The following is a 12,210-nucleotide window of genomic DNA, read 5'->3' on the forward strand; positions in this document are numbered from 1 at the left end:
AGTTGGTGGACCCTTTCCCTTTCCGGAGCTGGTGGTGGGCAGGCCGGTGGCCCGGTTGTCGCGTCGGGTGGGCGCCGGGTTCCACTGCCCGGGATCGGGTGGTGCTGTCGTCGGAACGCTGGAGGTTGCTGGTCAGCCAGGGGTGGGCAGGAGCGTGAGTCGTTGGAGGGCGGCGGTGATCTCGCTGGTCCAGGGCCAGTGCTGGGTGAGGCGGAGAATCCTGCGTCGGCCAGTGGTGACGAGCTGAGCGGCCGCGGAGAAGAGGCGGAATCGCAGACGGCGGGGTTCCCAGAGCCGGGCCTTGCCGGTGAGAGCGAGCATGGGCATCCAGGCCAGCAGGTCGAGGGCGATCTGGACGATCTCGAGCCAGATCTTGTTCTGGGCTGCCCGGTGCAGGGGTAGGTTGCGAAGGCCGGTGGCCCGGGCGGCCCTGATGCGGTCCTCGGCCCGGGCCCGCAGCCGGTGACGGAGTTCAAGGGCGGCGATCGGCCGGTCAGGGGTGTTGGTCGCGAAGCATGTGATTCGCATGCCGTCCGCGTCCGTGATTCTCAACTGGGCGCCGGGATGGGGCCGTTCCTTTCGGACGATCAGCCGCATGCCCTTGGGCCAGCCGTCCAGGAGCTTGCCGGTGAGCTCGGCGACCCAGGCCCCGTCACGGGCCTCTCCGTTGGTCTCGACGGCCGGGGTCCAGGCTGAGGCGGGGATCTTCAGCACGTGTTCGTGGATCGCTTCGGTGACCGTCATGCCGACCGAGTAGGACAGCCATCGGCCTCGTTTCGCGAGCCAGGCGACGAAGTCGTGGGTGCCGCCCGCGGAGTCGGTGCGGATCAGGGTCTGGCACCCTCGCCGGTAGTGCTTGGGCAGCTGGGCCAGGGCGAGTTGGGCGGTGGTGATGTGGTCGGCGGCCGTGTTGGAGCCGGCGTTCCCGGGCCTGAGGAGGGCGGCGACGGGCTCTCCGGTTCCGCCCGGGCCGTGGTCGACGAAGGCCGTCAGGGGGTGGTGGCCGTAGGTCTTTTTCCACGTCGCGGCCGCCTCTTCCTTGTCGGAGTGGGCGATCACGAGGACGCCGTCGAGGTCGACGGTGACCTGTCCGTCGGCGTCCGGGGCGTTCTTGCCCGCCAACGACCAGGCACGATGGCGGACTTCGGAGCGTGCGGAGCGGATGGCCTGCAGGGCCTTCGCGCCGGAGGCGGCGAGGGTGTCGATCAGTCGGGAGATGGTGGGGTCGGAGGCGACCGGGCCGAAGACGGCCGGCTCACACCGCAGCATCGCGACGTCCGCGAGGCAGTCCCCGCCCAGTGCGACCGCCAAGGCGACGTCCAGGAGGGCCTTGCCGGGATCGTGGACGGCCCGCGGTTTGCGCCACGGAGCCAGAGCCTGGGATATGGCCTGGTCAAGACCGGTCTTGCGGACCGTTTCGACGAGCAGGACCGCCCCGGCCTGGGAGACGACCTGGCGGCCATCGTCCTGAACACGGACGCGGGGATAGGACCCGATAGAGTGCTTCACCTGGGAAGTGCCTCCGACGGTGGCAGGAACAAGGACCTAGACAATCCTCATTCTTGCTGGTCAGAGGCACTTTCTGCTTTCCTGACCGCCTGCCGGACAACCCGCTTCATGAAAGCGCGAGGCTAGTGGCTGACGGCCCTCGTCAACTCCTCGCGCTGACACGGCAGGAGGCACCCGGCGTCTTCGCCGTGCGCCCCGGCATCCCTCTCTCCGACACCGCCCTCATCACCAACGCACCCGAGGACCCAAGCCTCGGCTTCGAACTACGCGCCGAGCTCGCCACCGCCGACCACGTCGACCTGCTCTGCGCCTTCGTGAAGTGGCACGGGCTGCGCATCATCGAGCAGTCCCTTCAAGCGGCCCACAACCGTGGCGTGCCGATACGTGTCATCACGACGACCTACATCGGCGCCACCGAACGGCGCGCGCTGGACCGGTTGGTGCGGGAGTTCAACGCCGAGGTCAAGGTCAACTACGAGACCCGATCGACGCGACTGCACGCGAAGGCATGGCTGTTCCGTCGCAAGAGCGGCTACGACACTGCGTACGTCGGCAGTTCCAACCTCTCCAAGGCCGCCCTCCTCGACGGCTTGGAGTGGAACGTCCGGCTGTCCTCGATCGCCACGCCAGACGTCTTGCGTAAGTTCGAGGCGACCTTCGAGGCGTACTGGAACGATCTGTCCTTCGAAACGTACGACCCCGACGCCGATGGAGAACGACTCCAGGAAGCCTTGGCCATCGCGGGAGGCACCTCTTCAACAGCCGCTAAAGACCGCGGGATTACTCTGTCCGGCCTTGAGGTACGACCGTATCCGCATCAACGCGACATGTTGGAGCGGCTGGACGTCGAGCGGGACGTGCATGGCGTACACCGGAATCTGCTGGTCGCGGCGACAGGCACCGGCAAGACGGTGATGGCTGCACTCGACTACAGACAGCTGCGGAAGAAGCACGGCCGCGACTTGCGGCTGCTGTTCGTCGCGCACCGCAAGGAGATCCTGCAGCAGTCCCTGCGGACCTACCAAGACGTCTTGATGGACGCGAACTTCGGAGAGTCACTTCACAGCGGTGAGATCCCGGAGCGCTGGACGCATGTGTTCGCCAGCGTCCAGTCGCTGAACGCACGAACGCTCGACCGTCTCGCCCGTGATCACTTCGACGTGATCGTGATCGACGAGTTCCACCACGGGACCTCACCGACGTACCGGAAGATCCTGGACCATTTCCAGCCGGTCGAGTTGCTCGGGCTCACTGCGACGCCCGAGCGCATGGACGGCAAGAACATCCAGGACGAGTTCTTCGACGGTCGTATCGCCGCCGAGATGCGGCTCTGGGAAGCACTTGAGAACGAACTCCTCAGCCCTTTCCACTACTTCGGAATCACCGACACCACCGACTTGAGCACGGTGGAGTGGAAGCGTGGGGCGTATGACGCGGGCGCTTTGAGCAACGTGCTGACGGGGAACGTGGCACGAGCGCGGCTGGTCGTGAAGGCTGTAAGGGACAAGGTCACCGACCCTGGGACCATGCGGGCGCTGGGTTTCTGTGTCTCGGTTGCACACGCGCACTTCATGGCCGAGTCCTTCCGAACGGCCGGCCTCAACGCCGTTGCCCTGTCCGGGGAGTCATCCAGCCAAGAGCGCGCGCAGTCCCTGGCAGACCTCAGGTCGGGTGCAGTGCAGGTGATCTTCTCGGTCGACCTCTTCAACGAAGGGCTCGACATCCCTGACGTGGATACGTTGCTTCTTCTGCGCCCTACCTCCAGCGCCACCGTCTTCCTTCAGCAGCTCGGCCGCGGCCTTCGCCGCACCGAAGACAAGGCCGTGCTGACCGTGCTGGACTTCATTGGGCAGCACCGCAAGGAGTTCCGCTTCGAGAACCAGTTCCGCGCGCTCACGAACCTCACCCGCAAGCGGCTTCTGGACAACATCGAGCATGACTTCCCGCAGCTGCCGTCCGGCTGCCAGATCATCCTTGAGGAGAAGGCGAAGAAAACCATCATCGCCAACATCAAGGACCAGATCGGCGTCAACGTCACGGCGCTGGCACGTGAGGTCGCCGACTACGCCGAGCCGAGGCTGAGCCGGTACCTGCACGAAAGCGGTCGCGAGCTGAAGGAGCTCTACCGAGGCAACGGCAACTCCTGGACAGGCCTGCTGCGCCGCTCCGGACTTCTACAGGGTGAGCCGCCGGAAGGTGAAGCCGCCCTCCTCAAGCGCGTGTCCGCCTTTCTCCACGTAGACGACCCGCTACGGGTAGCCGCATACACGCGGATGCTGACGGACGACGCTCCCGCCTACGGCGAACTCGACGAGCAGGGTCAGGCCTACGCCCGCATGCTGTTCTTCCAGCTGTGGCCGCTTGGCGGCGCCACTCGCAAGGGCTTCGCGGACTACGACGCCGGATTCACAACTCTGTTTGAGCAGCACGTAGTTCGCAGTGAGCTGCGCCAGATGCTGGACTACAACCTCGCCCACACGGAACACGTCCCGATCCCGCTTCTGGGCGTGCGCGGACAGAGCGGCATTCCACTGACCGTGCATGCTTCGTACAGCCGCGAAGAAATCCTCCCTGCCCTTGGCCAGTCCTCCATTGGTGGCTTCATGCCGGGCGACTTCCGCGAGGGCGTGAAGTGGTGTGAGTCGATCAAGACCGACGCGCTCCTCATCACTCTGGAGAAGGACGAGAAGGACTTCTCCCCTCAAACTCGTTACCACGACTACGCGTTGAGCGAGACCCTCTTCCACTGGGAGTCCCAGAACCAGACGTCGGCAACGTCTCCCACCGGTCTGCGCTACCAGAACCACGTAGCCGAAGGCAGCCACGTCCTCCTCTTCGTGCGCCGCTACAAAAGCACGGATATCGGGGGCGCCCAACCATGGATGCTGCTCGGCCCTGCCGAGTTCGACGGCTCCACCGGGAGCAAGCCGATGGCGATCAAGTGGAAGTTGAAGCACACGCTCCCCGCGGATGTTTGGACGTACTCCGCGATTGCTGCCGGGTAACGCTGCCCAACTAGTCGCCCACGAGACCGAGTTCAGCCTCGAAACGCATCTGAGCTCGGTCCAGGGCTTCCTCCGGGTCATGTCCGTGCACCCGAAGCCAGTGCAGAAGATCGGAGATGGCATCGATAGCCGCCGCCTCCGTGGTTGCCGCCTCCAGCCGGCTTGCTCGACGGCTGCTACTGCTGTGCCCGTCGGGCGGGTGCAGACCAGTGGCGAACTCGCACCACGTCACCTTTCGATCGGCGAGGAGCTGAACACCCCAGCGGGCAGTGGTAGCCGTCACGAGAGCCATACCCCGCCCTGCTTCAGCATCATCGGTAGCGTCCACGAGCGTGGGTAGGGCACGCGTGTCGGGGTCATGGACTTCGATGCGCAGGCGGGTGCCGTTCATCGAGACAGCGAGGGTGGTCGGGGTACCTGGACCCACGTGAGTGATCACGTTGGAGACGAGCTCGCTGACACAGAGTTGGACCGCGCTGGTCAGTTCATGCAGGCCCCAGATCCTCAGATGGATCCGTAACACCCGCCGTAGAGCAGCCACTTCCTCAGGCTCGGCCAGAAACGGGAGTTCCCACGCCGTCCTCGGCGTGCACGTAGTGCAGTCCATGCCCCAACCCCTCCACCTGCACGGCAGGTTGCGATGCGTAACTACCTTCACACCAAGGGTTGCACTGGAACTCTCAAAATGGAACTCTCATTTTGTGCGAGAAGGAGCGCACATCAACATCGCGCGCCCCCGGCGCGCACTGTCTTGCCGCCAGACTCGAACAACCCGCACGATCTGATGGATCGACATGAAGGGCTGGAAGCATGCCAGTTGGACCCACCACACGAAGGCGCCAGCTGGGCGCCGACCTGCGCCGACTCCGCGAAGCCAAAGGCTTAACGCTGGAGGAAGCAGGTGCACGAGTCGGCATCTCAAAGGCAACACTGAGTCGCTACGAGACGAAGGAGGGAACGGTCAAGTGGCCGGCCGTTGACGCCCTTTGCCGCGAATACGGAGCCTCTGACGCAGAACGTCTCGCCCTCGTCGAACTGGCCAAGGGCGCGAAGATCCAAGGCTGGTGGCGATCGCTCGCCGACCCCATCCCTGAATCCATGAACCTCATGCTCACGCTTGAGGACGAGGTCGTACGCGAAGACCACTACGCGTGCATGTACATCCCTGGACTACTCCAAACTCGCGCCTACGCCGAGGCAGTTCACCGAGCCTCGGAGGTGCAGTGCCCGGAGCGCGAAGTGCAGCACATGGTCGACATCCGCATGAAGCGTCAGGAACTCCTTGACCGCGACGACCCACCGCGCATCTGGTGCGTGATCGATGAGGCGGCGCTCCGTCGCCAGGTCGGAGGCCGCGAGGTCATGCGAGAACAACTCGGGCACCTACTCGCCCTGGCCGAGCGCCCGCACGTCACCGTTCAAGTACTCCCCTTCTCAAAGGGCGCACACGCAGCGGCAGTTGGCAGCTTCGCCATCCTGCGAGGCCCGACTCCGGACCTGGACGTGGCGTACGTAGACCTGCTCAGCGGTGGCCTCTTCATGGAGAAGCCGCAGGAACTGGCGCGTTATAGGTTGGCGTTCGAGTACCTCAGCGCACAGGCACTCGATCTTGAGTCCTCCACGGACATCGTCCACCGCATAAGCAAGGAGTCCTGATGTCGGCGCCCTCGACGCACCAGTGGTTCAAGTCCTCGTACAGCGGGGGTAGTGGGACGGAGTGTGTCGAGTGCGCGCGTACGCAAGATGGGGCTCTGATACGGGACTCGAAGAACCAGGGCGGTTCTTCGCTCACTATCCGGAGACAAGCTTGGCGTGCATTCACGAACGCCTTGCAGGACAGGCGGATTTCGCAGCCCTGAGGGACCTGACGTCAAACCAGTCGGAGACACCAACCGACCGGTAGTCCTGGCTCGGGCCAACGCAACGCTTCCAGCCCCTCGACCAACTCCCACTCAGGCGTGCCGCCCCCACTGCCCCCGATGAACGACGTCCTCCACGCCCCGCCGCCGCTCCGCGACCCGACCACTCTGCTCAGGAACATCCTCAGCCCGGTACCCCACCGTGATCCCACCGATCGGGTCGTACTCCTCCGGCACCCCGAACTCCGCCCGGAACGGCTTCAGATGCTCCGGCATGATCCCGAAGAAGCAGGCGCCGAGCCCCTCGTCGACCGCGGTCAGGAGCATCAGCAGGGAGGCCATCCCCGTGTCGATGTACCAGTACGGCGCGGGCCAGCGTGCCTCGGCGCGGTCCTCCCAGCCCTTGTCGGGTTCGGCGTAGCGCGCCAGGTAAGCCGCCTTGTGGGCCAGGGGTACTACGACCAGCGGGGCGTCCTGCATGGTCGGGGTGTTCTCGACCCGGGTGGGGACGAACGGCCAGAAGCGGGCGCGGTCTGCCGGGTCGGTCAAGGCCAGGAACGCCCAGCCCTGGGAGAAGCCGGCCGAGGGGGCTCGTAGGGCGGAGGCCAGGATTCGCTCGGTCACCTCCGGGGTCAGGGGCTTGTCGGAGTAGTGACGGATCATGCGTCGTCGACGGACCACTTCGGAGAATTCCATGCCGGCAGATCCTGCCACCAACTCATCGTTCATTGGGGGCTGTTGCTCGGCTGGTTTCACCTCGGTCATCCAGTCCTGCATCGAGGGATCACGGCGTCCCGCTGACGCACTGGCCGAACCGTTGGACCGGCCCCATGACCTGATGTCCTGGCGCCCACATGCAGAGCCGATGCCTCGGCGCCCTCAAAAACATCAGGGCAACAAGATCAAGTACCCCACTACCGGAATATCTCCGTGGCGTCATAGACGCAGGTCGGCCAGCCGCCCTAGCGTCAAGCCCGAGGTAGGGAGTGGCCTTGCCTGGCGTGAAGGGGGAACGATGGCGCGTGAAGAACTGACCCGACTGACCGGCAACGGGAACGGGAACGGCGAGTGTGGGGGCGATGACTGCCCCAACGTCTACCGAACCGCGTCGGGGTCATTCGTGATCCAGGGGGATCCGTCGAGCGCGTTCGACCCGCCTGCAGGGGAAGCGCTCGTGGAGATCCCGGAGGCGGTTCTGAAGGAGGCTGTCCGTGCTCTTGGCTGGTGACGACTGGCGGCGGACGTTCGACGGCATGGAGCAGGAGGCGTGGCGCCTGGAGACTCTGCCCGTCTACCGCGTGCCGCAAGAGGAAGAGGCGATAAGCCGGTTCCTGGCCGGGGAGTCGGTCACCCGCGATACCACGCAGCCTTGGTTTGACCGGGTCAAGGCATACGTGGCCGGCGGTCGCAGTGTGGGGCGGGTACACATCGTGACTCAGCCCCTCTCGGACTATCTCCGCTTCGAGTTCGAGCACTACCGGCACAACGTCGAAGCCGGGGAGGCCGTCCGCATCCTTGACGTGACCAACCGCACCAACCCCCTGGCCGGAGTCCAGGACTTCTGGATGTTCGACCGTTCACAGATCGTGCTCATGCACTATGAGCAGGACGGGACTCAGATCAGCCGGGAGGTGTACGAGGGCGCGCCGGAGCCATTCCGGGAGTATCAGGGCATCGCCCTCGCGGAGTCGGTGCCCTTTGAGGAGTACGTGAAGGGCTTTGACTCTTGATCCACAGCAGCTGGGGCAATCCAAAGCAGACCTGGCTGAGACGCTGAGAACGCTACGCAAGCGAGCTGGACTGTCCCAAGTCCGGCTCGCCTCGCGTTGCAATGTGTCTCAATCCAAAATCAGCAAGATCGAAACGGCCGAGATCACACCTGGTCTGATCGACGTCGAACTCATCCTGCGGGCTCTCAATGCCCCCGAACAACTGGTTGCCGAAGTCACGGCACTTGCTCGTCTGGCAAACACCGAATGGCAACCCATCCGCTCGTCGTGGCGGCGCGGCCTGGAGAAGCGTCAGGCAGAGTTGGCCGGCCTGGAAGCTGAGGCCAAGGAACTCCGCTACTTCCTTCCCGCAATGATTACAGGCTTGTTGGCGACACCCGAGTACATTCGATCCAGCCTCGAATACTCGCCCGGAGATGTATCGAAGGCGGTGGCACGGAAGTTGGGGCGGCAGGCGGTGCTCTACGACACCGAGAAGCGCTTCACGTTCCTGCTCACAGAGCAGGCCGTCAGATGGGCAGTGCTTCCCCCAACCGCCATGGCCGTACAGATCGACCGCCTGGCTTCTCTGTCCCACCTGCCCAACATACGAATGGGTCTCATACCCATGGGCACGACCATAAGCCGTGGCCCTATGAACACGTTCACGGTCTACGACGAGAGGCTGGCCACGGTCGAGACATTCACGGGGCGAACCGTCTTCCGTGACTCCCGAGACATTGCCGAACATCTGGACGTGTTCAAGCAGTATGAGCAGAAGGCCCAGTTCGGGGAGCCAGCCAGAGCCTTCCTTCAGGAATGGGCAGATCTCTACCGTTGATCTTTAGTAGACAACGGGAATAAAGCTCGTCCACATCCGTTGACCGGTGGAAGATGATTGAGTCATAAGCCGGGGAGGATGAATGACGGGCGTGCATAAGCCTCAGGGTCACGGGATTTCGAATATCCCTACGGAACCTAGAGCGGTGCCAACATGCAGCGAGTGTCTGGCTATCTGCCTAGGTCGATGGAATGCCCGTTCCGGAGGCGATTACAGTGCGGTGTCTGACGCAAACGTGAATCTGCGTCGACACCAGGCAGAGGCGCACCCTTCGTGAGCACTGCAGAGAAATCCGGCCCCCGTGCTGACCCTCCATTGATGACTATGCGCATCTCTCGTGATTCCGGACGGAGTTGGGAACCCGAGCGAGCCGTCTTCGCAACGGACGACCTAGCCCCCTTGATCACCGCGGAATGGCCTCCGTGCAGGTGCCAGGGGTGCATGCGACGCAATGGCACGTCCACCTTCTGAAGCGCATGCCTCCAACCCATGAACTCCCGCCCCACAAGGGCGGCGGCGGTCAAGTGTGGCCGCGGCAGTTGAGCAGGAAGGTGCAGTGATGCTGGACGGAAGCGATCTGTACGAGCTGGCCATCGACGGGGCGTCCTTCGCGAAGGCATGTGGAGGACCCTGCACAGAAGGGTGCGTGACCCTTGCCCGGATCGGCAACAACGCCTGGGCCCTCGGCGACAGCAAGCGGCCAGGTGCAGAACCCCTGCGATTCACGACGGAGGAACTGGCCGTAGCCGGAATCGACCCGACGCGATTCGGATTGCCTGTCTGACCCTCCCCTCGCCAGCCGGCCCGGCCCGTTCGATCCCTGGGATCCGGGCCGGCTGGTCCCACCTGCTTCGAGCCCCAACGAGGATGAGCGGTGCACCATCACGGCTATCTGTGGGTCGGCCCGAAGGGGCGCTTCGACAATGAAGCCCTACGACGGCCACCGCATCCTGAGCCACCTCCTGCCGGAAGCAGGCAGGAGCTGATCCAGCGGTATCGCGAGGTGGCCGCGGAGTTCCCCGTCACAGATCTTCCACCTCTGGAAACGGCGTACTGGCTCGTCAAGCCGCGATCTCTGATTCACGGCACGTGGGTTGAGGCCAAGGGAGCGGCGGCCTGGATCGGGGAGCGGCTGGCTGAGTACGCGCCTCGGTTCGCCTGCGCGAGGGATCGCGACGCCGACGCTCTGTCACGCCTCGTCAACTCAGCCGCCGAAAGGCTGGATTCGAGCGCTGATGTATCGCTCGGCTTCTATCTCGAACGGCCCGCCTACCTGTCACTGGCGGTGGTGACGTGCACTCCGAATCATTCGATGCCTGAACTCGTGTGCCCTGTCCCCTCGTTTGAGGAACGGAAATGACCCAGTCGAGCAACGAGCGTGGCCTGGGCGACATCGATCTCGCCTCACCTTCGCCCATCACGACACCCTGCTCACCGGTCGAATTGCACTGTCTGATCCCTGAGCAACTGGGCTACTTCACACCGCCTTTGGAAGATTTGACGGTTAGGTTCTTCCACACACCCGACAGGAGAGACACCGTGACCAGTTCGACCCCATGGCAACAGCGCCTGTCCACCGGCACGGAAGACATCCAGGACGAGGTGATCGGCTGGTATCAGCAGACTCGGCACGGCAAGGCATACGTCCCCAACATGATCTGGGGCACGGTCCAGACCGAGGCCTACGCGACCGTGGTCCTGAGCCGCGTCGTCGACTTTCTCGGAGTTCCGGACGACGTACCGGCGGGGGTGGCCAAGCGTATGGAGCGGCAGCAGGTTCTGTACGACGGTGAGCACCGCTATGACGTGGTCCTCGGCGAGCAGGCCCTGTACACGAACGTTGGGGGCAGTCTGGTCATGTGCGAGCAGTTGGAGCGTCTCCTTCGCGAGATGGACCTCCCCTCGCTCGGCCTTGGAATCCTCCCTGCCGACGCCGAGTTCGGCATCGTCCCCATGCCCGGATTCAACATGGGTGAGGACCGCGCCCACTACGAACTCGTCTCCTGCGGCGTGGACATCACCGACGTCGATGAACTGGCCCTCCACCACAAGGCATTCGACGCCCTCAGCGGTGCGGCACGCTACGGAGACTCGGCAAGGAGCCTGATCAACAAGGCCCTTGCCTTCTGGAGTAACACCTGAGCATCAACGGCACTGGCACCACCGGCGCCGGCTAGTGGTCCGTCGAGGCCTGGTCGATACCAACTCCCAAGCCCCACTGGCCCGTTACGCACTTATTGCACAAGAGATCTTCACCATTTCCGAACTTAGTCCATATCATGCGGAGATCAACAGGCCTGGCCAAGGGGAGACTTGGGCGGGCCTCTCAGGTTCCTGTGGGGGTTTCATGCGTATACGCGTTGCGGCTGCCGTTGTCTCCGGTGCCGTCGTTCTGTCCGCGCTCGCTCTTCCGGTGGCCGCCCAGGCGGCGGAGAAGCGTACGGGTGCGGCGGTGAAGCTAAGTTCCTTCGCCTCGACGTCCGTTCAGCCCAGAGACTCCTTGGGCAACACCAAGTTCTCGCACGCCGTGATCAACAGCGGGAAGGACATCGTCCTCGGCACCACCGGCACGAAGTCCGTCACCGTCACGTACACCGCCACGGACGCCAGCGGTGTCGCCCTCACTGAGGCGTTCCTGTGGCAGGGGACCGACAGTTCGACCACGGACGGCATCACCGGTGGGCTGGGGACGGACGACGACCCCAACTGCACGGAGACGGCGACCCAGGGCACGTACACCTGCAAGGCCGTCTTCAACATTCACCCCGCCACCGATATGAAGGACAACGGCGTGGCCGGGACCTGGAAGCTGTTCCTGGGGGCCTGGGACCTGTACGCGAACGCCAGTTACAACGACGACGTCGCCACCGCCTCGATCAAGAAGGCCTCCACGCTGACCGCCAACGCCACGCCCGAGCCGGTCAAGAAGGGCAAGACCATCACGGTCACGGGCAAGCTGGCGCGCGCGAACTGGTCGACGGGCAAGTACGCGGGCTATGTGTCCCAGCCCGTGAAGCTGCAGTTCCGGAAGAAGAGCAGCAGCACCTACACCACCCTCAAGACGGTCAAGACCAACAGCACCGGCGTCCTGAAGACCACCACCAAGGCCACGGTCGACGGTTACTACCGCTACGTCTTCGCCGGCACCGCCACCACCGCCGCGGCGACAGCGCCCGGCGACTTCGTCGACGTACGGTAAGCGGCGGTTCGGCAGCACCACGACACATCAGCACCACACATCAGCACCACACGTCAGTACTCCGGTGCCGGGCCGCCTCCATCACGGC

Annotated in this window: 12 protein-coding genes and 1 pseudogene; 10 read left to right on the plus strand and 3 right to left on the minus strand. The window is 64.2% G+C overall.

Annotated elements, in window-relative coordinates:
- Nucleotides 1–132 precede the first annotated feature (132 nt).
- Entirely contained in the window at nt 133–1,509 is a 1,377-nt protein-coding gene (locus OG496_RS23245) for an IS1380 family transposase (protein ID WP_405971750.1), read from the minus strand.
- Between the two features lie 122 nt (nt 1,510–1,631).
- Here OG496_RS23245 and OG496_RS23250 point away from each other — a divergent pair.
- Nucleotides 1,632–4,514, plus strand: a pseudogene (locus tag OG496_RS23250) (DUF3427 domain-containing protein); the annotation flags it as partial.
- A 10-nt stretch (nt 4,515–4,524) separates the two neighbouring features.
- On the opposite strand, the gene OG496_RS23255 reads toward OG496_RS23250, so the two are convergent.
- The gene (locus OG496_RS23255) at nt 4,525–5,121 is read right to left on the minus strand and encodes an ATP-binding protein (RefSeq protein ID WP_405972267.1); all 597 of its coding nucleotides are present in this window, start codon (nt 5,119–5,121) and stop codon (nt 4,525–4,527) included.
- A gap of 203 nt (nt 5,122–5,324) precedes the next feature.
- Here OG496_RS23255 and OG496_RS23260 point away from each other — a divergent pair, with 203 nt between their 5' ends.
- The gene (locus tag OG496_RS23260; RefSeq protein ID WP_405972268.1) at nt 5,325–6,170 is read left to right on the plus strand and encodes a helix-turn-helix domain-containing protein; all 846 of its coding nucleotides are present in this window, start codon (nt 5,325–5,327) and stop codon (nt 6,168–6,170) included.
- Nucleotides 6,170–6,373 carry a DUF397 domain-containing protein gene (locus tag OG496_RS23265; RefSeq protein WP_405972269.1) on the plus strand — a complete coding sequence of 68 codons (204 nt, stop codon included), beginning with the start codon at nt 6,170–6,172 and terminating at the stop codon, nt 6,371–6,373. Before OG496_RS23260 ends, OG496_RS23265 begins: the two co-directional genes overlap by 1 nt.
- A gap of 93 nt (nt 6,374–6,466) precedes the next feature.
- Here OG496_RS23265 and OG496_RS23270 read toward each other — a convergent pair whose 3' ends face one another.
- Complete coding sequence (locus OG496_RS23270; RefSeq protein WP_405972270.1) at nt 6,467–7,069, minus strand: nitroreductase family protein; 603 nt, start codon at nt 7,067–7,069, stop codon at nt 6,467–6,469.
- A gap of 319 nt (nt 7,070–7,388) precedes the next feature.
- Between OG496_RS23270 and OG496_RS23275 the strand changes: the two genes are divergently transcribed.
- The 7 genes from OG496_RS23275 (at nt 7,389) to OG496_RS23305 (ending at nt 12,122) form a co-directional block, all read left to right on the plus strand.
- Nucleotides 7,389–7,601 carry a hypothetical protein gene (locus tag OG496_RS23275; protein WP_405972271.1) on the plus strand — a complete coding sequence of 71 codons (213 nt, stop codon included), beginning with the start codon at nt 7,389–7,391 and terminating at the stop codon, nt 7,599–7,601.
- Nucleotides 7,585–8,103, plus strand: a complete 519-nt coding sequence (locus OG496_RS23280; protein ID WP_405972272.1) for a DUF6879 family protein — start codon at nt 7,585–7,587, stop codon at nt 8,101–8,103. Before OG496_RS23275 ends, OG496_RS23280 begins: the two co-directional genes overlap by 17 nt.
- Nucleotides 8,093–8,923: a helix-turn-helix domain-containing protein gene (locus tag OG496_RS23285; protein ID WP_405972273.1), complete on the plus strand. Its 831-nt coding sequence runs from the start codon at nt 8,093–8,095 to the stop codon at nt 8,921–8,923. The genes OG496_RS23280 and OG496_RS23285 overlap by 11 nt, the downstream gene beginning before the upstream one ends.
- Before the next feature lie 559 nt (nt 8,924–9,482).
- Nucleotides 9,483–9,707, plus strand: a complete 225-nt coding sequence (locus OG496_RS23290) for a DUF397 domain-containing protein (protein ID WP_405972274.1) — start codon at nt 9,483–9,485, stop codon at nt 9,705–9,707.
- A 90-nt stretch (nt 9,708–9,797) separates the two neighbouring features.
- The gene (locus OG496_RS23295) at nt 9,798–10,283 is read left to right on the plus strand and encodes a hypothetical protein (protein ID WP_399392052.1); all 486 of its coding nucleotides are present in this window, start codon (nt 9,798–9,800) and stop codon (nt 10,281–10,283) included.
- 179 nt (nt 10,284–10,462) lie between these two features.
- Nucleotides 10,463–11,065 carry a DUF5753 domain-containing protein gene (locus OG496_RS23300; RefSeq protein ID WP_405972275.1) on the plus strand — a complete coding sequence of 201 codons (603 nt, stop codon included), beginning with the start codon at nt 10,463–10,465 and terminating at the stop codon, nt 11,063–11,065.
- Nucleotides 11,066–11,270: 205 nt separating this feature from the next.
- Complete coding sequence (locus OG496_RS23305; RefSeq protein ID WP_405972276.1) at nt 11,271–12,122, plus strand: hypothetical protein; 852 nt, start codon at nt 11,271–11,273, stop codon at nt 12,120–12,122.
- The last annotated feature ends 88 nt before the right edge of the window (nt 12,123–12,210 follow it).

The sequence above is a fragment of the Streptomyces sp. NBC_00988 genome (assembly GCF_045162645.1).
Lineage (GTDB): Bacteria > Actinomycetota > Actinomycetes > Streptomycetales > Streptomycetaceae > Streptomyces.